Source organism: Comamonas sp. Tr-654, from assembly GCF_011752915.1.
Lineage (GTDB): Bacteria > Pseudomonadota > Gammaproteobacteria > Burkholderiales > Burkholderiaceae_C > Comamonas.
Genome location: NZ_VWWQ01000001.1, coordinates 214,431 through 235,135, shown reverse-complemented (window position 1 = coordinate 235,135; position 20,705 = coordinate 214,431). Strand labels below are relative to the sequence as shown.

Genomic DNA, 20,705 nt, shown 5'->3' with positions numbered 1-20,705 from the left:
TCACGGCAATCATCATGAGCCCCTACGACAGCACCACGGCTTTGACCTCCTCACCAATGAACCGCCGCAAGGCCTTGCGGCGTGGACTGCAGGCCGGCTCGGCACTGGCTGCGCTGAGCCTGGGCGGCAATGCCGCTCTGGCTCAATCCAATGGCACACCGCTGCGCGTGGCCATCATCGGTGACGGACGTACCGGTGTCTGGGCCACGCTGCGCAGCCTGCCCGAAAGCCAGCTGCACAGCGCCATAGGCTCAGCAATCACCTTCCAGCCCGGCTTTACCGCATCGCTGCCGGTGATGGAGGCCATCAAGGCCGGCTCGGTAGACTTCAGCTTTGCAACGGCAACGGCGCTCGTCAATGCCATCGCCGCCAAGGTACCCATGATTCCACTGGCCGCCTACGCATTGCCCGCCGATGAAGTGGACTTTCTGGTGCGCGCCGAATCCGCAATACGCTCGGCCGCCGATCTCAAGGGCAAACGCATTGCCCATCAGAACGGCACCACCGGCACTTACAGCCTGATCAAATACCTTGAAACTGCGGGCCTGCGTCTCAAGGACGTGGAAGCGGTCAGTCTGTCAGGCGTCGATGCCTATACCGCTCTCGCACAAGGCAGCATCGACGGCTGGATCCACTGGCAGCATGCCGCAGCCATTGCGAAGGCCCGCCTGGGCGACAAGGTCCGTCTGCTGCCCAATGTCAAAACCTATGACTGGGCCTTTTATGTCGCCAGCGAGAAAGCGCTGCAATCCAATCCCCAGGCCGTCTTCAATGCCGTCAAGCTTATCAAGCAGACGCAGGCCAGGATCAATGCCAGCCCCGAAGCCACGGCCAAGCTATGGGCTGCACAAGGAGGCTTCCGTCCCGGCAGCCTCGAAGAAAAAGTCTTTGTCGAACTGATTCGTGACAAGCGCCTGTCGGACTCCACCGCCGATCTGCTGGCCCCGCTGAGCAGGCAGGCCGCCACCGAAACCCAGGAAATGGCCGACAGCTTCCAGCAACTGGGCGTGCTGCCGCAACGCACCGATGTCGTCGGCTTTTTGCAAAGCAGCAAGGTTGGCGATGTGGCGCAGAAGATCCGCAGCGTCCTCGCCTGAGCCCCTGACGACCTCCAAGAATTGAGTTCATAGCCATGACCCAAGCAACACCCCGCCAGATGCATCTGGCCGCCTTCATCATTGCCGGTCCCGGTCGCGCCGGCGGCTGGCGCTACCCCAGCTCCGAATCCGACTGGCTCAACCCGACCTACTATCAAAAGATCGCGCAGACGCTGGAACGAGGCCGTTTCGACATGGCTTTTTTTGCCGATATTCTGGCCGTTCCCGACCGCTTCCAGAGCAGCACCGACAGCCAGTTGCGCTATGGCGCGCTGGGCTCCATGCGGCTGGACCCCACGTTGGTGCTGACGGCCATGGCGAGCGCCACCCGACATCTGGGTCTGGTGGCCACCCGCTCGACCAGCTATTTCCAGCCCTATGAGCTGGCGCGCTCCTTTGCCACCCTGGACCATCTGAGTGCCGGACGCAGCGGCTGGAACGTGGTCACCTCGTTCCAGGACGCCGAATCCAAGAACTTTTCGTTGCGCGAACAAATCCCCAAGAACGAGCGCTACGACCGCGCCGACGAGTTCCTGGAAGTCGTCCATCAGCTCTGGGACAGTTGGGAAGACGATGCTCTGGTGGCGGACCGCGAAGCACCGCTGTTTGCCGACCCTGCCAAGGTTCACGAAATTCACCATCAGGGCAAATGGTTCGACGTGCGCGGCCCGCTGAACGTGCCGCGCCCCCCTCAGGGTTACCCGCTGATCGTGCAAGCCGGGGCATCGGACCGAGGCCGCGACTTTGCCGCCCAATGGGCCGATGTGATCTTTGCCAGCCACGACTCTCTGGACAGCGCCCAGCGCTTCTACAAGGAGATGAAGGAACGCGTGGTGCGCAAAGGTCGCTCGCCCGACAGCCTCAAGATCCTGCCCGCTGCCACCCCACTGGTTGGCGAGACCCGCGCCATTGCCGAAGCCAAGCGCGAAGTGCTGCGCGACCTGACCCATGCCGAGCCCGGCCTGTCCACCCTGGCCTATCACCTCGATATTGACCTGGGCCAGTACCCGCTGGACGCGCCACTGCCCGACCTCAACGTGCCTGGCGTCAAAGGCCACTACGACGAGGTGCGTGAAGCCACCGACCGCGAACAGCTGACCTTGCGTGAGCTGGGCCTGCGTTACGGCAACCGCTACGAAGGCGGCATGATCGGCAGCGGCAAGGACGTGGCCGACCAGATGCAGCACTGGTTTGAAGAACAGGCCTGCGATGGCTTCATGATCCAGGCCCCCTACCAGCCTGCCGGCTTCGAGGAGTTCGTGCGCTATGTGGTGCCAGAGCTCCAACACCGCAAGCTGCTGCGCACCGAATACCACGGCGAAACCCTGCGCGAAAACCTGGGCTTGGAACGCCCGACCGTTCACGCCTGGAAAGACCGTGTCGAAACACGTTCCACGACAGAGGAATCTTCCTCCACCCTATCCACAGACAAGGTTGCCGCATGAGCCTCGCCACCAGCACTTCGCAAGACAACGCAGATCTGCAAACCGCCCCAGGCGAGATCGTCAACATCCAGGCCCAGGCTACTGCCACCGCAGGCCGCTACCTCGTCAGCGCACGCCACAATGTGCTTCCCACCGACGCCAAGGTCAGCAGCGGCGGCCCAGGCCTGGCGATTGCCGCCGGCGAGCTTTTGCTGTCCTCACTGGCGTCCTGCAGCTTCGGGTTGATTCAGGAAAAGGCGCGCGAATTCGGCTGGCCACTGAGCAGTCTCGATGCCGAAGTCCTGTTTCAGCGCGATCCCAGCGACGGCACCCGCTATGCCAGGCTGGAACTTGCGGTCACGACCGGCGGCGTCACGCAGCAGCAAGCCCAGCATTTACTGGACTACTTCACCGGCAAATGCCCGATCTACAACACCTTACGGCGCGGCGGCCCGGCCAGTGCGCGCATTACAGCGAAAGCTTGAGTTTCACAGACTTCCGCAAAGATAAGAGAGAGACAAAGGCTGGCGGTGCATTCTGTGAGCATCGCCAGCCTTTCAGCCTCCTGCTCTCTTCTACGGCCCTGACGCCCTGGTAATCAGGCTGATAGTGATCGACCTCAGAAGCTGCCCACCCAGGTCCCCAGCGCAATCACCATCACCAGTGCCGGCAGCGGGAACAGCATGGTGACCGCCGCAATGTCGCCATAAGACTGCCGGTGGTTGAGCTTGCAGATCGCCAGCAAGGTGATGATGGCGCCGCAGTGCGGCAGCGTGTCCATGCCACCGGCAGCCATCACCGCCACCCGGTGCAGCAGCGCCGGACTGATGCCGGCGGCCTGGGCCATGGCCAGGTAATCGGCACCCAAAGTCTGCAGCGCAATGCTCAACCCCCCGGACGATGAGCCGGTAATGCCCGCCAGCACATTCATGGCCACCGCTTCGGACACCAAGGGGTTGCTGGACACCTGCAGCACCGCATCGCGGATCAGTCCAAAACCGGCCAGGGATGCAATCACCGCGCCATAGCCCACCTCGGACGCTGTATTGAACAGCGGCAGCATGAAGCCAAACACGCCCTGGTTGACGGTGTCCTTGAGGTTGTGCCAGCGCCCCAGGCGCAGCAGCACCAGCGCCGTACAGGCCACGATCAACGCAATCACCAGCGCCCACAGTCCCACCAGCCGAGTCGGGTCCAGCGCCGGAAAGCGTTCGGTCACAAAGCCAAGGTCCAGGCGTGGAAACACACCGTAAGTAAACAACGCATTCACGCCGATCACCAGCAGCAGCGGCAGCAGCGCCATCCACAGCGGTATTTGTGCATGACGTGCGGCCTCGGCCGCTTGCTGCTCGGGCGTGAGCGCAGTGTCGGCGCCGCCTTCGTCGTGTTCGCCATAGCCTTCGCCTGCAGCCTTGGCGGCTGCGGCCCGCCGGCTCAGCCACCACAGGCCACCCGCCAGAATCAGCGCCGCCGCCAGAATGCCCAGCCCCGGCGCCGCAAACACATTGGTGCCGAAGTACGGAATCGGCATGGCGTTCTGGATCGCGGGCGAACCCGGCAGCGCCGTCATGGTGAAGGTGAACGCGCCCAGCGCAATCGTGGCCGGGATCAGGCGCTTGGGAATCTGCGCCTCTTCAAACAGATTGCGCGCAATCGGGTAGATGGCAAAAGCCACCACAAACAGCGACACCCCACCATAGGTCAGCAGCGCGCAGGCCAGCACCACGGTCTGTATGGCGTACTTCTTGCCCAGAGTACGCACGATCCAGTGAGCCAAGGTACTGGCCGCCCCCGAATCGGCCATCAGCCGCCCGAACAGCGCCCCCAACAGAAACAAGGGCAGAAACTGCAGCACATAGCCGCTGAGCGCGGCCATGAAGGTGTCGGTATATAGCGGCAGCAACCAGCGCCCGTCGCCCGACAGCACCACAGCCACGGCCGCCATCAACGGAGCCAGCAGCAGCACGGTCACGCCTCGGTAGGCCAGGAACATCAACAGGGCCAGCGAAACGGCCACGGCCAGCACGCTCAGCATGGCCAGCCTTTCTGTCCCGGCACAACAGCGGCGCTGGTTGGGATACGGTCAGCGGTGCGAAGCATGGCCCCTCCTGTTCTGCGAAAGCCGGCCAGGCCAACAACGGCACGGAACCAGCCTCACACCGGCTCAGTATGCCGCCGCATGCTGCAGTGCACAACAAAAGATATGGACACCTTGGCAGCGGCGCTGCATACCTTGCAGTCAAATTAGCCGCTCAAGCAACCTGCAGACTCACAGACAGCTATCCAGAACAGAGAAAACCGCTTGACTTGAAAATTCCCGTTCGGGAAAGAACAAACCAGAGCACGGTCAAAGCAATTGATATTTCCTGATCGGGAATTAATGAACAGACTTGCTCGGTCAGCCAGACTGAAATATCAAGCAAAAATCGGCTCTAACCTTTATGCATCAAGCGCTTACAGCTATCAAAACTATTCTCTGAGCTGGACCCCAAGCAGTGCATTGGCGTCATAGCGCAGCCAGCCCGCCGCCAACGGCTTGCCTGCAGCAGTGCCTGCACGGCGGTCACTGGGGTGAGAGCGCCCCTCGCTCACCACGACTTCGGCAAAGTCAAACGGGCTCATGCCCTCAATGCAAGCCACATTCACACCGTACTGGTGAGGCGATGAACGCCGCTGGTGAAAGGTATAGATGCCGCAGTGCTTGCAGAAAAAGTGCTTGGCCTGCCCGGTGTTGAACTGGTAGAGCGTCAGCGCATCCTGCCCCTGCAACACCTCGATTCCGCTCAGCTCGGCCGACACCGCCACGGCACCGCGCATGCGGCAGAACGAGCAATTGCAGCGCCGCGCTGTATTCAGGCCGTCACTGAGCAGGACGGTAAAACGCACTGCGCCGCAGTGGCAGGCGGCTTGGAGCGGCCTGGAATATTCGGGGATTGGTCCGGACATGGCTGTCTCTTTTGCTGGTAGTGGCTGCGCAAAGCTTAAGTCATCCGTTCAGTTCTATCGAGGCTCAAGCGCTTGCCCGAGAAATCGATGCGGCTATCAAACAAAAAGGCAGCCCAAGGCTGCCTTTGTTTTGAACAGATCCTGAGACCTGATCGCTGCGCTTATTTGCGTGCAGGTGGCACGTCCGTGCAAGAACCGTGCGCCACTTCCGCCGCCATGCCGATGGACTCGCCAAGGGTTGGGTGGGGGTGGATGGTCTTGCCGATGTCCACGGTATCCGCGCCCATTTCAATGGCCAGGGCGATTTCACCGATCATGTCGCCGGCGTGCGTGCCGACCATGCCGCCGCCCAGGATACGACCGTGGCCGTGGCCGTGGGCTTCGGGGGAATCGTCAAACAGCAGTTTGGTGAAGCCTTCGTCGCGGCCATTGGCGATGGCGCGGCCGGAAGCAGCCCAGGGGAACAGGCCCTTCTTGACCTTGATGCCTTGTGCCTTGGCCTGGTCTTCGGTCAGACCGACCCATGCCACTTCAGGGTCGGTGTAGGCGACGGAAGGAATCACGCGGGCGTTGAAGGCAGCGGAAGCCAGTTCCTTGTTGCCTTGCAGCTCGCCGGCGATGACTTCAGCGGCCACGTGCGCTTCGTGCACGGCCTTGTGTGCCAGCATGGGCTGACCCACGATGTCGCCAATCGCGAAGATGTTGGGCACGTTGGTGCGCATCTGGATGTCGACGTCGATAAAGCCGCGCTCTGTCACGGCCACGCCAGCCTTTTCGGCGCTGATCTTCTTGCCGTTGGGAGTGCGGCCCACGGCTTGCAGAACCAGGTCGTAGGTCTGGGGTTCAGGCACGGTGACGCCGTCCTTGGCAGGAGCGAACGAGACCTTGATGCCTTCGGGCGTAGCTTCGGCACCGACGGTCTTGGTGTTGACCATGATGTTGTCGAAGCGTGGCGCGTTCATCTTCTGCCAGACCTTGACCAGGTCGCGGTCAGCGCCTTGCATCAGGCCGTCCATCATTTCCACCACGTCCAGGCGTGCGCCCAGCGTGCTGTAGACGGTGCCCATTTCCAGACCGATGATGCCGCCGCCCAGAATCAGCATGCGCTTTGGCACTTCCTTCAGATCCAGCGCACCGGTGGAATCGACCACACGGGGGTCCTTGGGCATGAAGGGCAGATGCACGGCTTGCGAGCCTGCGGCAATGATGGCGTTCTTGAACTGAACAACCTTCTTGCTGCCGGTCTTTTCCTGGCCGGAACCGGTGGTTTCTTCAACTTCGATGTGGTTGGCAGACACGAAGTTGCCGTAGCCGCGCACGACGGTGACCTTGCGCATCTTGGCCATCTGGCCCAGACCGCCGGTCAGCTTGCCGATGACCTTTTCCTTGTGGCCGCGCAGCTGGTCGATGTTCACTTCGGGAGCGGCAAACTTCACGCCAGCCACTTCCAGGTGCTTGACTTCGTCCATCACGGCAGCCACGTGCAGCAGCGCCTTGGATGGGATGCAACCCACGTTCAGGCAGACACCGCCCAGGGTGGCATAACGCTCGACCAGCACGACCTTGAGGCCCAGGTCTGCAGCGCGGAAGGCTGCGGAGTAACCGCCAGGGCCACCGCCCAGAACGACGACGTCGCAGTCCATGTCCACGGTGCCGGCAAAGTTGCTGGCGACGGGAGCGGGAGCAGCAGCCACAGGGGCGGCCACAGGTGCTGGAGCGGCTGCAGCAGGCGCAGGGGCTGCTGCCTGAGCAGGTGCGGCGGCGCCGGCGGCGGCTTCCAGTGTCAGCACCAGCGAGCCTTCGGCAACCTTGTCGCCGACCTTGACCTTGATTTCCTTCACGACGCCAGCATGGCTGGAAGGAATCTCCATGGAGGCCTTGTCGCTCTCCACGGTAATGAGGGACTGGTCCACGGCCACGGTGTCGCCGGGGTTGACCAGCAGTTCGATCACGCCCACTTCGGCGAAGTCGCCGATATTGGGTACCTTGATATCGATGAGGCTCATATGCGCTCCTATCTTGGTTTTTGTCTCTGTGCCGCCCGATTCGCTCGGGCAGCTGAAAACGGTATTTCCGGGTTGAAGCCTGGCGGCTGACGCCTTAGCTCCAGTCAAAAGTCAGCAATACGGTACGGCTTTCAGGCTCGTAGAAAAGCAGGGTTTCGGTGCCGCTTGCGGCAAAGGCGTCGGCATTGGCACTGCAGATGAACTCGAAGTGCGCGCCGGTTTCTGGGTGGATGGGGTGAATGCCATCGTCCGTGCCGGTGTCGCTCAGCAGCTCATTCGTCAGATTGCTCCAGTTGCCGCCCCAGGAAGGGCCGCCCAGCACGCCGAGCAGATAGCGCCCGGAACTGGTTTCGTAGCAATCGGTGCCAGGCTCATACAGCGGCAGCTTGGCAACTTCAGCGGGGTCGTCCCACTCGTTCGCAGCATTCCAGCCATGGGCCAGAAAGTCCTGTCTGGCCTGCTCATATGCCGCGTGCTGGGTTGCATAATGCAGTTCCATCACATCGCGCCATGAGTGCTTGGCCTCGTGGTGCAGCTCGAACGGAGGCTCCACGCCCAGTTTGACCAGTTCACGATGCTGGGTGCGTACCTCGCGCCAGTCGAGCGATTTTTCCGCCCAGTCGGCACGATCGTGCTCCAGCATGAAGTAGCGCCAGTCTCCCAGCAGCTCGTACCTGCCTTGATCGTTGAGCTTGAAAGCCAGCCAGTCAGGCTTGAGCAGCGCGTTGCCAAACTCCTCGCCCCCCCACTCCCCGACTTGCCCTTCGTAGGGCTCGCAAGGGGCGACAAGATGAATCGGCCCGCTCCAGGCATCGTCGAGCAAGGCCAGATCGATGGTGACGAGCGGCAGAAAATGCCGCGCGTACTTCTCGACCGGCTCGGCGAAAACGTCAGCCGTATCCGGAAAAGGCCGGATACCGGGAATGACGCCACGCAGATGCTCGATGGGATGCTGTCTCAGGTTCTTCATCTCACTCATGGGCTGGCAAGGTGAAGCGCAAGGCATCTAAAAAGATAGCTGCTTGCGCAATTTAGATAAGCGCTACAGGCCGATTTCGCTAAAAATCGGCCTGTCTGTCAGCTGCTTAGAGCAGGATACGGCGGTAGTCGGCCAGCACAGCGCCCAGATAGGCGTTGAAGCGTGCGGCAGCTGCGCCGTCGATGACGCGGTGGTCATACGACAGGCTCAGAGGCAGCATCAGGCGCGGCACGAACTGCTTGCCGTCCCACACGGGCTTCATCGCGCCCTTGGACAGACCCAGAATGGCGACTTCAGGCGCATTGATGATGGGCGTGAAGTTGGTGCCACCGATGCCGCCCAGAGACGAGATCGAGAAGCAGCCGCCCTGCATGTCTGCAGCGCCCAGCTTGCCATCGCGGGCCTTCTTGGCCAGCTCGCCCATTTCCTGGCTGATCTGCAGAATGCCCTTCTTGTCGGCGTCCTTGAGCACGGGAACGACCAGGCCGTTCGGCGTGTCGGCGGCAAAACCGATGTTGAAGTACTGCTTGTAGACCAGAGTGTCGCCGTCCAGAGAGGCGTTGAACTCGGGGAACTTCTTGAGCGCAGCAACCACGGCCTTGATCACGAAAGCCAGCATCGTCACCTTGACGTCGCTCTTGGCCTTGGCGCTTTCGGCATTGGTGGACACGCGGAAGGCTTCCAGCTCGGTGATGTCGGCCTCGTCATTGTTGGTGACGTGAGGGATGACCACCCAGTTGCGATGCAGGTTGGCACCCGAGATCTTCTTGATGCGCGACAGTTCCTTGCGCTCGACAGCGCCAAACTTGGCGAAGTCGACCTTGGGCCAGGCCAGCACTTCCAGACCGCCGACGTTGCCGCCAGAAGACTTGGGAGCCACAGCCTGCTGAGCCAGGGTCTGCACGGCGCCAGCCATTACCGACTTGGTGAAGGACTGGATATCTTCCGCCGTGATGCGGCCCTTGTTGCCCGAGCCCTTGACTTCTGCCAGAGGCACGCCCAGTTCGCGAGCGAACTTGCGCACCGAAGGCGAGGCATGGGGCAGCTGACCCGAAGGCGCCACGGTGGGGTTGTGGGCCGCAGGTGCTGCCACAGGCGCAGCAGCGGCCACGGGAGCTGCAACCACGGGTGCAGGTGCTGCAGCCACAGGAGCGGCAACCGGTGCAGCCACGGGAGCAGCAGCCTGCACGGGGGCAGCAGCTGCGCCCTGCACTGTCATCTGGCCGACGACGTCGCCCACGTTGACGGTGTCACCCAGCTTGATGGTCAGTGCCGTGATGGTGCCGGCCGACGGCGAAGGGATTTCCATCGAGGCCTTGTCGGACTCCACGGTGAACAGCGATTGCTCGACTGCCACGGTATCGCCCACCTTGACCAGCATCTCGATCACGGCCACGTCCTTGAAGTCGCCGATATCGGGGATCTTCAAGTCCACGGTGGAAGACGCTGCAGGGGCGGCGGCCACAGGGGCTGCAGCCACGGGTGCAGGAGCTGCGGCCACGGGAGCAGCAGCCACAGGGGCAGGCGCTGCGGCGGCAGGGGCAGGAGCGGGAGCCGCATCAGCGGTTTCCAGCATCACGACCACGGAGCCTTCCTTGACCTTGTCGCCCAGGGCAACCTTGATTTCCTTGACCACGCCAGCCTGGCTGGAGGGGATTTCCATGGAAGCCTTGTCGGACTCCACGGTAATCAGGGACTGCTCGACCTTGATGGTGTCACCCACCTTGACCAGCACTTCGATCACGCCGACTTCGGAGAAGTCGCCGATATCGGGGACCTTGATTTCTGTCAATGCCATGTTGTCTGTCTCCCCTTCTTAGGCGTGCAGCGGGTTGATCTTGTCGACGTTGATGCCGTACTTCTTGATCGCTTCGGCCACGGTCGTGGCGTTGATCTTGCCTTCATCGGCCAGACCGCGCAGTGCAGCCACCACGATGTAGTGACGGTTGACTTCGAAGTGTTCGCGCAGCTTGGCGCGGAAGTCCGAACGTCCGAAGCCGTCGGTACCCAGCACCTTGTAGGTACGGCCCTTGGGCATGTAGGGACGGATCTGCTCGGCGTAGGCCTTCATGTAGTCGGTCGAAGCGATCACGGGGCCAGGGTGGGCAGCCAGTTGCTGGGACACGAACGGAACCTTGGCAGCTTCCAGGGGGTGCAGCATGTTGAAGCGGTCCACTTCCTGACCTTCGCGGGTCAGTTCGTTGAACGACGGGCAGCTCCAGACATCGGCGGCAACGCCCCAGTCCTTTTCCAGCAATTCCTGGGCGAAGAAGGATTCGCGCAGGATGGTGCCGGAGCCCAGCAGTTGAACGCGCAGTCCGCTCTCGGGCACCTTCTGGCCAGGCTTGACCATGTACATGCCCTTGAGGATCTGCTCTTCCGTGCCGGCTTCCAGGCCGGGCATGGGGTAGTTTTCGTTCAGCAGCGTGATGTAGTAGAAGATGTTTTCCTGGTTCTGCACCATGCGACGCAGACCGTCCTGCATGATCACGGCCACTTCGTGAGCGAAGGTGGGGTCGTAGGTGACGCAGTTGGGGATGGTGTTGGCCAGGATGTGGCTGTGACCGTCTTCGTGCTGCAGGCCTTCGCCGTTCAGCGTGGTACGGCCCGAGGTGCCGCCCAGCAGGAAGCCGCGCGCTTGCAGGTCGCCAGCCGCCCAGGCCAGGTCGCCGATGCGCTGGAAGCCGAACATCGAGTAGTACACATAGAACGGGATCATGACCCGGTTGCTATGGCTGTAGCTGGTGGCCGCAGCGATCCAGCTGGACATGCCGCCGGCTTCGTTGATGCCTTCCTGCAGGATCTGGCCGGCCTTGTCCTCGCGGTAGTACATCACCTGGTCCTTGTCGACCGGGGTGTATTGCTGACCGTGGGGGTTGTAGATGCCGACCTGACGGAACAAGCCTTCCATACCGAAGGTACGGGCTTCGTCCACCAGGATGGGCACCACGCGGGGGCCGATGTTCTTGTCGCGCAGCAGCTGCGTCAGGAAACGCACATAAGCCTGGGTCGTGGAGATCTCACGGCCTTCGGGTGTGGGCTCCAGGATGGCCTTGAAGGTGTCCAGCGCAGGAGCGGTGAACTGCTCGTCAGCTTGCTGGCGGCGGTGCGGCAGGTAGCCGCCCAGAGCCTTGCGGCGCTCGTGCAGGTACTTCATTTCCGGCGTATCGTCGGCCGGCTTGTAGAAGGGAATGTCTGCGATCTGGCTGTCGGGGATCGGGATGTTGAAGCGGTCGCGGAAGGCCTTGATGTCCTCGTCGCTCAGCTTCTTGGTCTGGTGAACGTTGTTCTTGCCTTCACCGATCTTGCCCATGCCGAAGCCCTTAACGGTCTTGACCAGCAGCACGGTAGGCTGACCCTTGTGGCCGTTGGCAGCGGCAAATGCCGCGTAGACCTTCTGCGAATCATGGCCACCGCGGCGCAGGTTCCAGATCTCGTCGTCGGACATGTGCTCGACCATCTTCAGGGCGCGAGGATCGCGGCCGAAGAAATGCTGGCGAACGTAGGCACCATCGTTGGCCTTGAAAGCCTGATAGTCGCCGTCGTTGCACTCCATCATGATCTTCTTGAGCACGCCGTCCTTGTCCTTGGCCAGCAGCTCGTCCCAGCCCTTGCCCCACAGCAGCTTGATCACGTTCCAGCCGGCACCGCGGAATTCGCCTTCCAGCTCCTGAATGATCTTGCCGTTGCCGCGCACAGGACCGTCCAGGCGCTGCAGATTGCAGTTGATCACGAAGACCAGGTTGTCCAGGTTCTCGCGCGAAGCCAGACCGATGGCGCCCAGGGATTCCACTTCGTCCATTTCACCATCGCCGCAGAACACCCAGACCTTGCGGTTTTCGGTGTTGGCAATGCCGCGTGCGTGCAGATACTTCAGGAAACGTGCCTGGTAGATGGCCATCAGCGGGCCCAGGCCCATGGACACCGTGGGGAACTGCCAGAAGTCGGGCATCAGCTTGGGGTGGGGGTAGCTCGACAGACCCTTGCCGTCCACTTCCTGGCGGAAGTTCAGCAGCTGTTCTTCGGAGATACGGCCTTCCAGGTAGGCGCGGGCATAGATGCCGGGCGAGACGTGGCCCTGGATGTACAGGCAGTCGCCGCCGTGGTTTTCGTTCTCGGCGTGCCAGAAATGGTTGAAGCCGGCCGCAAACATATTGGCCAGCGAAGCGAAGGAGCCGATGTGACCGCCCAGGTCACCACCTTCGGGGGGGTGAATGCGGTTGGCCTTGACCACCATGGCCATGGCATTCCAGCGCATGTAGGCACGCAGACGACCTTCAATCTCGAGGTTGCCAGGGCACTTTTCTTCCTGATCGGTCTCGATGGTGTTCACGTAGCCGGTATTGGCCGAGAAAGGCATGTCCACGCTGTTCTGGCGAGCGTGTTCAAGCAGATCCTCGATCAGCTTGTGAGCATAGTCCGCACCTTCGCGGTCGATCACCGCAGAGAGGGCATCCATCCACTCGCGCGATTCTTGTTGGTCCAGTCCGGCAGGAAAGCCAGCGCCTTTGGGATCAGTCTGAGCTGTCATTGTGAGTGTCTCCTTCGAGAGGGGGGTAGCTTTATCACGAAGCAGTGAGTGCGGCATCACACGGGTGCGGCAAGCGCCACACCGCATAACGCGTGGCACAGCACCTTCGGGTGCTCCCCGGATTAAACCGATTCACTGTGTCGATCGCTGGCGAGTTTCGCACATTTTTTTTGAATTTCAAATTGTGCTTTGTGATTTCACTATATAAAAAAATGTTGCAAATGCACATACAGTGAAGCCGCTATAGATTGTCTTTTACGCGACAGAAATAGTCGCAGATTCCACTAGGTCTCTCCCCTACACTGGAGGCATGCAAACAAGCAATCACGAACGAGAAAAAGAGGATGCAAAAAGCGCGCAATCCGTTGCATCCCCTGTGCGCTGGTGGCGTAGCTGGTGGCGCAGCCTGTCGCCAACCCGTCAGGACCGTTACGCAGCTCTTGCGCCGCTGGCATCCGTGCTTATGTTCATGGCTGCAATCATTGCGTCCTTCTGGTATTTGCGCACGGAAGAAGTGGACCGCGAGCAGGAAGCGCTGCGCCGCGACGTGGAATATGCCCAGCAGCGCGTGCGCCTGCGACTGCTGGAGCGCCAGGAGCAGCTGATGCGCATGGCCCGAGACATCGGCACCCGCGAAATGCGCAAGGCCGACTTCGACGGCCGCACCGAAGCGCTGATCAGCCAGTACCCCGAGCTGCAATCCATCACCTGGGTCAACGACAAGCGTCAGGTTTTGTACAGCCAGTCCGCCCCGACAGTGGCCACGGATCAGCTGCGTGCCGTCGGCGAAGGCCTGCATCAGGGCGAAACCCTGCAAGCCTATGAGCAAGCCCGCGAAATGCTGCAGCCCATTTATGTGCAGGAAAGAGCCCAGCCCAACGAACTGCCTCCGCTGCTGCAGTTGCATGTCCCCATCAGCTCCAACAGCCGCTACCAGGGCGAGCTGCTGGCCGAGTTTTCGGTGGACAGTCTGCTGCGCTATGGCACGCCCACCGAAGTGATGGCGCGTTACGCCATCACCATGCGTGACGCCGACAACCATGTGCTGGCCGGCACGCCTCTGGCACCGCGCAAGACGCCTACCGAGCTGCTGCACTGGCGTGCCATTGCCAATGAATATGAAGTGCCGGTTTCCCCCGTGGGCACAGCGCTGATGATGCGCGCACAGGCCTACCAGACCTCGCTGGGCGTTGTTGGCAGCGGCCTGTTCTGGCTGGTGGGAACCTTGTCAGCCATGACGGCCTGGCTGCTGCTGGCCACCTGGCGCCACACGCGCCGCCGTCAACGCGCGCAGGAAGCCCTGGTGGCCGAGACCAACTTCCGCCGCGCCATGGAAAATTCCGTGCTGACCGGCATGCGTGCACTGGATCTGCACGGCCGCATCACCTATGTGAACGCGGCCTTCTGCCAGATGACGGGCTGGAGCGAGAAAGACCTGGTCGGCCAGGTTCCCCCCTATTCCTACTGGCCCGACAACGACTACGACAATCTGCACTCACAGTTGCGTGAGGAACTGTCGGGCAAGACCATCGTCGGCGGTTTCCAAGTGCGTGTGAAGCGCAAGAACGGCAGCCTGTTCGATGCGCGCCTGTATGTGTCGCCGCTGATTGATGCCCACGGCCAGCACACGGGCTGGATGTCCTCCATGACGGACATTACCGAGCCCAACCGGATTCGCGAACAGCTGTCTGCATCGTACGAGCGCTTCACCATCGTGCTTGAAGCGCTGGATGCCTCTGTTTCCGTGGCACCTCTTGGCAGTGCCGAGCTGCTGTTTGCCAACAAGCTGTACCGCCAGTGGTTTGGCTCGCACACCGAAGGGCATCTGCAGTTGGTCGCCCAGGCAGGCAAGCTGCCCATTCGACGCCAGCCCGAGCCAGAGGACGAAGACGCTCTCATGGGCCTGCCCACGGACACACTGACCGCCGCACGCAGCGGGAATGCTGAAATCTTCGTGCCCAGCCTGAACAAATGGCTGGAAGTCCGCTCACGCTATCTGAGCTGGGTGGACGGCCGCCTAGCCCAGATGGTGATTGCCACCGACATCACCCAGCGCCGCCTGGCCGAGGAACAGGCGGCGGCCCAGGCCGAAAAGGCCCAGACTGCCAGCCGCCTCATCACCATGGGCGAGATGGCGTCCAGCGTGGCGCACGAGCTCAACCAGCCTTTGACCGCCATCAGCAACTACAGCTCCGGCATGCTGACACGCCTGGAAAACGGCACGCTCACGCCGGACCAGATGAAGTTTGCGCTCGAAAAAACCGCCCATCAGGCCCAGCGTGCCGGACAGATCATTCAGCGCATCCGCTCCTTCGTGAAAAAGAGCGAGCCCAATCGGATGCTGGCCCAGGTGAACGAGATGGTGAGCGAAGCGCTGGAGTTGGCCGGCATCGAGCTGCGCCGCCGCAATGTGCAGCTGACCTCGCATATCGCCGAGCGCATGCCGCCGGTAATGGCCGATGCCATCCTCATCGAGCAGGTTCTCATCAATTTGATGAAAAACAGTGCTGAGTCAATTGACATGTCCGACCGACCGCTGGGACAGCGCAATGTGGAATTGCGTGTGCGCCCACAGGTCTTCGAAAGCCTGCCGGGTGTGGAGTTCACCGTGGAAGACACAGGCAAGGGCCTGCCGCCGGAAGTGTTGGAACACTTGTTCGAAGCCTTCTTCTCCACCAAGAGCGAGGGCATGGGCATAGGCCTGAATCTTTGCCGCTCGATTGTCGAATCACATCAAGGCCGAATGCATGCCGAGAACCTCTACAATGGAAGCGAGGTCACTGGTTGCCGGTTCTCGTTCTGGCTACCGTTGGCAACGGGTGTGGAGACGACAACACTCACCACGACAAGCGAACCCATAAAGAGGACGATTGCATGAGTTTGATTCCCAAAAAAGGCACTGTTTACGTAGTTGACGACGACGAAGCAGTCCGTGATTCGCTGCAATGGCTGCTGGAAGGCAAGGACTACCGAGTGCGTTGCTTTGACTCCGCCGAGACCTTTTTGTCGCGCTACGATCCGCGCGAAGTGGCGTGCCTGATCGTCGACATCCGCATGGGCGGCATGACCGGCCTGGAACTGCAGGACCGCCTGATTGAGCGCAAGTCGCCTCTGCCCATCGTCTTCATCACCGGCCACGGCGATGTGCCCATGGCAGTGAACACCATGAAGAAAGGCGCGCTGGACTTCATCCAGAAGCCTTTCAATGAGGAAGAACTGCTGGGTCTGGTCGAGCGCATGCTTGATCACGCCCGCGAAGCCTTTACCGGCCACCAGCAGGCCGCCAGCCGCGATGCGCTGCTGGCCAAGCTCACGGGCCGCGAAGCCCAGGTGCTCGAGCGCATCGTCGCTGGTCGTCTGAACAAGCAGATCGCCGACGATCTGGGCATCTCCATCAAGACAGTGGAAGCCCACCGCGCCAACATCATGGAAAAGCTCAACGCCAACACCGTGGCTGATCTGCTCAAGATCGCACTGGGCCAGGGCCAGACCAGCGCTGCAGCCAAAGCGGCAGCTGCCGTCAATTAAGTGCTCCCCGCGAAATTGGAAGCCATTCCAATCGCGAGATAATCCACGGAGCACTGGTCAGGCCTCGCGCCTTAGCCAACTCCTATTCTGATAGCTGCTAGTGCTTGTATATCAAGGGCTAGCAGCATTTTTTATTGGTACTCCAGCAATGACAGCCCAACTCATCGACGGCAAAGCCCTCTCCGAACAACTGCGCAAGGAAGTCGCCACACGCGCGGCAGCGCTCAAGGTCAAGGGCATCACGCCCGGCCTGGCCGTGATTCTGGTGGGCGACAACCAGGCTTCCCAGGTCTATGTGCGCAACAAGGTCAAGGCCTGCGAAGACGTGGGTTTCCACTCGGTGCTGGAAAAGTACGATGCCTCCATGACCGAAGCCGAACTGCTGGCACGTGTCGAAGCACTGAACAACGACCCCAGCATTCACGGCATTCTGGTGCAGCTGCCGCTGCCCAAGCACATCGACGACCACAAGGTCATCGAAACCATTTCCCCCGCCAAGGATGTGGATGGCTTCCACGTAGCAAGCGCCGGCGCGCTGATGGTCGGCGAAGTCGGCTTCAAGGCCTGCACGCCCTATGGCTGCATGAAGATGCTGGAATCCATCGGCATGAAGGATCTGCGCGGCAAGCACGCTGTGGTCATCGGCCGCTCCAACATCGTGGGCAAGCCCATGGCCATGATGCTGCTGGCCGCCAACGCCACGGTCACCGTCACCCATAGCGGTACTGCCGATCTGGGCGCCATGACTCGCCAGGCCGACATCATCGTCGCGGCCGTGGGTAAGGTCGACGTGCTGACCGCCGACATGGTCAAGCCCGGTGCCGTGGTCATTGATGTGGGCATGAACCGCAACGCCGAGGGCAAGCTCTGCGGCGATGTGGACTTCAACGGCGTCAAGGAAGTTGCGGGCTACATCACCCCTGTGCCCGGTGGTGTCGGCCCCATGACGATTACCATGCTGCTGGTCAACACCATGGAGTCGGCAGAGCGCGCCGCAGGCTGATCCCTGGGAGCCGCTTCGCGGCCGGCCCTCTCTGGCGCCAAGCGCTCGAGAGGGCGACGGCTTCGACGCCTATTCACTGCCCAGGCGCGAGCACGCTTCTGACCACAGGCTGACGCTATGAAGGCGATAGCAATAAATACCCTGAGAGCGCTTGATTTTCCCGACCTTGCCGGCACCTAATACAGCATGAGCAATCCACTTCTCGAATCCTCCTCCCTGCCCTTGTTTGACCGCATTCAGCCTGCGGATGTGGCACCCGCCATCGACACTTTGCTGGCCCGTGCCAGCGAGGCGCTGGAGACCGTGGTTGCACCGGACTTCCCCGCGCAGTGGGAAGCCATCTCTGCCGTGCTGGACGTGGCGACCGAAAAACTGGGCACTGCCTGGTCGGCCATCAATCATCTCAACAGCGTGGCCGACACGCCCGAGTTGCGCGCAGCCTATAACGAAGCCCTGCCCAAGGTCACCGAGTTCTGGACCAACCTGGGTGCCGACGAACGCCTGTACGCCAAGTACAAGGCCATCGACGCTGCCAGCCTCAACAAGGAGCAGCGCGCCGCCTGGGACCATGCCATGCGCGGCTTTGTGCTCTCGGGTGCCGAACTGCAGGGCGCAGCCAAGGAACGCTTTGCGCAGATCCAGGCGCGCTCGGCCGAGCTGGCCCAGAAATTTAGCGAGAATGCGCTGGACGCCACCGATGCCTTTGCCTATTACGCCAGGATTGACGAGCTGGACGGCGTTCCGGCCGATGTAATCGCCGCGGCCAAGGCGGGCGCCGAAGCCGATGGCAAGGAAGGCTATAAGCTGACGCTGAAGATGCCCAGCTATCTGCCGGTGATGCAGTTTGCCAAGAGTAGCGCACTACGCGAGAAGATCTATCAGGCTTATGTGACCCGGGCCTCCGACCAGGCCGAGGGCGACGGCAAGCGCTTTGACAACACTGCCGTGATGAAGGAAATCCTCGCCCTGCGCCTAGAAGAGTCCCAGTTGCTGGGCTACAAGAACTTCGGCGAAGTCTCGGTCGTGCCCAAAATGGCCGATTCGCCCCAGCAGGTCATAGACTTTCTGCGCGATCTGGCACAACGTGCCCGCCCCTATGCCGAAAAGGACGTGGCCGATCTGCGCGCCTTCGCCAGGACCGATCTCGGCATTGCCGACCCCAAGCCCTGGGACTGGGCCTTCATCGGCGAAAAGCTCAAGGAAGCCCGCTATTCCTTCAGCGAGCAGGAGCTCAAGCAGTATTTTCCGGCCCCCAAGGTGCTGGCCGGCCTGTTCAAGATTGTCGAGACCCTTTTCGAAGTCTCCATCCGCCGCGATGAAGCCCCGGTCTGGAACCCCTGCGTGGAGTTCTACCGCATCGAGCGCTCCACAGCACAGGGCCCCCAGCTGGTCGGCCAGTTCTATCTGGACCCGCAAGCACGCAAGGGCAAGCGCGGCGGCGCGTGGATGGACGATGTGCGCACGCGCTGGCTGCGCCCCGACACCCATAAACTGCAAACGCCTGTGGCCCATCTGGTCTGCAATTTCGCGTCCGGCGTGGACGGCAAGCCCGCACTGCTCACGCACGATGACGTGATCACCCTGTTCCACGAAACCGGCCACGGACTGCACCACATGCTCACGCAGGTCAACGAACGCGATGTCTCGGGCATTGCCGGCGTGGAGTGGGATGCCGTCGAACTGCCCAGCCAGTTCATGGAAAACTTCTGCTGGGAATGGGATGTGCTCAAGCACATGACCGCCCATGTGGACACGGGCGAGGCCCTGCCCCGCGCGCTGTACGACAAGATGATTGCGGCCAAGAACTTCCAGTCCGGCATGCAGACCCTGCGCCAGATCGAATTCGCGCTGTTCGACATGTTGCTGCACACCGAGCACAACCCGGCAGACGACTTCATGGCACTGCTGAACCAGGTGCGCGCCGAGGTGTCCGTGCTGCAATCGCCAGCCTACAACCGTATGGCCCACACCTTCAGCCATATCTTTGCCGGCGGCTATGCCGCTGGCTACTACAGCTACAAATGGGCCGAGGTCCTGAGCGCGGACGCTTATGCGGCTTTCGAAGAAACCGTGCTTGCCGACGGCTCGCCCAACCCAGAGACCGGACGCAAGTACCGCGAGTCGATTCTGGAAGCCGGTGGCAGCCGCCCTGCCATGGAGTCCTTCAAGGCCTTCCGTGGCCGCGAGCCACAGATTGACGCCCTGCTGCGCCACCAAGGCATGAGCCAGGCCGCCTGAGTCTTGTGCGGCCTCCCAAAAAGCGCCCTTCCAGGGCGCTTTTTCATGCCCGCGACTGCGAGCACAAGGCCTAGACTGACACTGGCTGACTTGCGCACCGGGACCAGATCAAGACAGACCGGAGTCTGGCTGCGGACAGACCTTCATGCAGGCTATGCTCTGCCCATTGGCGTTCGCGCCCTCAGACCTCTTCATTGCACTTCATTGATCAAGATTGAGATGCCACGATCTTTCATTGCCCGGCCTTCGGCCGAGAAACCGACGTCCCGCAACGCCCTGCTGCTAAAGACGCTTGTAGCCGCCTGTGCCGTATTCGCGAGCGGAGTCAGCCCGGCTCAGAATCTCTACCGCAGCGTGGGTCCCGATGGGCGGGTCACCTACTCCGACCGGGCCATCAGCCCCAACGCCAAGCCCAGCGCCGAAGCCGTGAGCAGCGCAGATGGCCCAGTGTCTTCGGCCAACGCACAACTGCCCTACGAGCTGCGCCAGACAGCCAACCGCTATCCCGTCACGATCTACACTGGCAAGGACTGCGAGCCCTGCGACGAGGCCCGCTCTCATCTGCAGAACCGAGGCATCCCGTTCAGTGAACGCAGCATAGACACCAGCAGCGATGTGGCGGCACTCAAAAAGCTCAGCGGGCAGGACAGCCTGCCCTTTGCCACCATAGGCAACCAGCACCTCAAGGGTTTTGGCGCCGACAGCTGGGACCAGTACCTGAGCGCTGCCGGCTATCCCAAGCAGCCCCAGCTGCCGAAGAACTACAAAGCCCCCGCAGCCAAGCCCTTGACCGTGCCGACACCAGCCGCAACCGAAGCAGCCAAGCCTGCAGAGCGTCCCGCGGCACGCATCACGGCACCCGCAGTCCCTGCCCCTGGTGCTCCCACGCCTGACAACCCCGCGGGTCTGCGCTTCTAGGACTCGCAAATTTCGAATGGAATCAGGCTTTAGCG

Annotated in this window: 14 protein-coding genes; 8 read left to right on the top strand and 6 right to left on the bottom strand. The window is 61.6% G+C overall.

Annotation, left to right across the window (positions count from 1 at the left end; genetic code table 11):
• Positions 1–14 precede the first annotated feature (14 nt).
• The 3 genes from F3J24_RS00955 to F3J24_RS00945 are packed head-to-tail and all read left to right on the top strand — an operon-like array spanning position 15 to position 3,006.
• Positions 15–1,097 (top strand): NrtA/SsuA/CpmA family ABC transporter substrate-binding protein, encoded by a 1,083-nt coding sequence (locus F3J24_RS00955; RefSeq protein WP_167001950.1) that lies wholly within the window; start codon positions 15–17, stop codon positions 1,095–1,097.
• Positions 1,098–1,132: 35 nt separating this feature from the next.
• A complete protein-coding gene (locus F3J24_RS00950; RefSeq protein WP_205244567.1) occupies positions 1,133–2,542 on the top strand; it encodes an LLM class flavin-dependent oxidoreductase in 1,410 nt (469 codons plus the stop codon).
• Positions 2,539–3,006, top strand: coding sequence for an OsmC family protein (locus F3J24_RS00945; RefSeq protein ID WP_167001948.1), 468 nt, complete (start codon positions 2,539–2,541; stop codon positions 3,004–3,006). The genes F3J24_RS00950 and F3J24_RS00945 overlap by 4 nt, the downstream gene beginning before the upstream one ends.
• A 134-nt stretch (positions 3,007–3,140) precedes the next feature.
• Here the strand turns inward: F3J24_RS00945 and F3J24_RS00940 are convergent, their stop codons facing one another.
• The 6 genes from F3J24_RS00940 to aceE all read right to left on the bottom strand — a co-directional run bounded on the left by F3J24_RS00940 (position 3,141) and on the right by aceE (position 12,983).
• Positions 3,141–4,556 (bottom strand): GntP family permease, encoded by a 1,416-nt coding sequence (locus F3J24_RS00940; RefSeq protein ID WP_205244566.1) that lies wholly within the window; start codon positions 4,554–4,556, stop codon positions 3,141–3,143.
• Between the two features lie 434 nt (positions 4,557–4,990).
• Entirely contained in the window at positions 4,991–5,467 is a 477-nt protein-coding gene (locus F3J24_RS00935; RefSeq protein WP_167001945.1) for a GFA family protein, read from the bottom strand.
• A gap of 161 nt (positions 5,468–5,628) precedes the next feature.
• Entirely contained in the window at positions 5,629–7,473 is a 1,845-nt protein-coding gene (gene lpdA / locus F3J24_RS00930; RefSeq protein ID WP_167001943.1) for a dihydrolipoyl dehydrogenase, read from the bottom strand.
• Between the two features lie 94 nt (positions 7,474–7,567).
• Positions 7,568–8,452 (bottom strand): hypothetical protein, encoded by an 885-nt coding sequence (locus F3J24_RS00925; protein WP_240154191.1) that lies wholly within the window; start codon positions 8,450–8,452, stop codon positions 7,568–7,570.
• 106 nt (positions 8,453–8,558) lie between these two features.
• Entirely contained in the window at positions 8,559–10,250 is a 1,692-nt protein-coding gene (aceF, locus tag F3J24_RS00920) for a dihydrolipoyllysine-residue acetyltransferase (RefSeq protein WP_167001939.1), read from the bottom strand.
• Positions 10,251–10,268: 18 nt separating this feature from the next.
• A complete protein-coding gene (gene aceE / locus F3J24_RS00915) occupies positions 10,269–12,983 on the bottom strand; it encodes a pyruvate dehydrogenase (acetyl-transferring), homodimeric type (protein WP_003055351.1) in 2,715 nt (904 codons plus the stop codon).
• Positions 12,984–13,293: 310 nt separating this feature from the next.
• Between aceE and F3J24_RS00910 the strand changes: the two genes are divergently transcribed.
• From F3J24_RS00910 to F3J24_RS00890, 5 genes are all read left to right on the top strand, one after another.
• Positions 13,294–15,861, top strand: a complete 2,568-nt coding sequence (locus F3J24_RS00910) for a PAS domain-containing sensor histidine kinase (protein WP_167001937.1) — start codon at positions 13,294–13,296, stop codon at positions 15,859–15,861.
• Positions 15,858–16,511, top strand: coding sequence for a response regulator transcription factor (locus F3J24_RS00905; RefSeq protein WP_003055354.1), 654 nt, complete (start codon positions 15,858–15,860; stop codon positions 16,509–16,511). Before F3J24_RS00910 ends, F3J24_RS00905 begins: the two co-directional genes overlap by 4 nt.
• A gap of 148 nt (positions 16,512–16,659) precedes the next feature.
• Positions 16,660–17,514 carry a bifunctional methylenetetrahydrofolate dehydrogenase/methenyltetrahydrofolate cyclohydrolase FolD gene (folD, locus tag F3J24_RS00900; protein WP_003055356.1) on the top strand — a complete coding sequence of 285 codons (855 nt, stop codon included), beginning with the start codon at positions 16,660–16,662 and terminating at the stop codon, positions 17,512–17,514.
• A 186-nt stretch (positions 17,515–17,700) separates the two neighbouring features.
• Positions 17,701–19,752, top strand: coding sequence for a M3 family metallopeptidase (locus tag F3J24_RS00895; RefSeq protein ID WP_167001935.1), 2,052 nt, complete (start codon positions 17,701–17,703; stop codon positions 19,750–19,752).
• A gap of 219 nt (positions 19,753–19,971) precedes the next feature.
• Positions 19,972–20,670 (top strand): glutaredoxin domain-containing protein, encoded by a 699-nt coding sequence (locus F3J24_RS00890; protein ID WP_240154189.1) that lies wholly within the window; start codon positions 19,972–19,974, stop codon positions 20,668–20,670.
• The last annotated feature ends 35 nt before the right edge of the window (positions 20,671–20,705 follow it).

What these genes read in the sequence shown, in the direction of transcription:
- F3J24_RS00955 (WP_167001950.1), top strand. Translation starts at nt 15, where the DNA reads ATGAGCCCCTACGACAGCACCACGGCTTTGACCTCCTCACCAATGAAC.
- F3J24_RS00935 (WP_167001945.1), bottom strand. Translation starts at nt 5,467, where the DNA reads ATGTCCGGACCAATCCCCGAATATTCCAGGCCGCTCCAAGCCGCCTGC.
- aceF (WP_167001939.1), bottom strand. Translation starts at nt 10,250, where the DNA reads ATGGCATTGACAGAAATCAAGGTCCCCGATATCGGCGACTTCTCCGAA.
- folD (WP_003055356.1), top strand. Translation starts at nt 16,660, where the DNA reads ATGACAGCCCAACTCATCGACGGCAAAGCCCTCTCCGAACAACTGCGC.
- F3J24_RS00910 (WP_167001937.1), top strand. Translation starts at nt 13,294, where the DNA reads ATGCAAACAAGCAATCACGAACGAGAAAAAGAGGATGCAAAAAGCGCG.
- F3J24_RS00895 (WP_167001935.1), top strand. Translation starts at nt 17,701, where the DNA reads ATGAGCAATCCACTTCTCGAATCCTCCTCCCTGCCCTTGTTTGACCGC.
- F3J24_RS00890 (WP_240154189.1), top strand. Translation starts at nt 19,972, where the DNA reads ATGCCACGATCTTTCATTGCCCGGCCTTCGGCCGAGAAACCGACGTCC.
- F3J24_RS00905 (WP_003055354.1), top strand. Translation starts at nt 15,858, where the DNA reads ATGAGTTTGATTCCCAAAAAAGGCACTGTTTACGTAGTTGACGACGAC.
- lpdA (WP_167001943.1), bottom strand. Translation starts at nt 7,473, where the DNA reads ATGAGCCTCATCGATATCAAGGTACCCAATATCGGCGACTTCGCCGAA.
- F3J24_RS00940 (WP_205244566.1), bottom strand. Translation starts at nt 4,556, where the DNA reads ATGCTGAGCGTGCTGGCCGTGGCCGTTTCGCTGGCCCTGTTGATGTTC.
- F3J24_RS00950 (WP_205244567.1), top strand. Translation starts at nt 1,133, where the DNA reads ATGACCCAAGCAACACCCCGCCAGATGCATCTGGCCGCCTTCATCATT.
- F3J24_RS00945 (WP_167001948.1), top strand. Translation starts at nt 2,539, where the DNA reads ATGAGCCTCGCCACCAGCACTTCGCAAGACAACGCAGATCTGCAAACC.
- F3J24_RS00925 (WP_240154191.1), bottom strand. Translation starts at nt 8,452, where the DNA reads ATGAGTGAGATGAAGAACCTGAGACAGCATCCCATCGAGCATCTGCGT.
- aceE (WP_003055351.1), bottom strand. Translation starts at nt 12,983, where the DNA reads ATGACAGCTCAGACTGATCCCAAAGGCGCTGGCTTTCCTGCCGGACTG.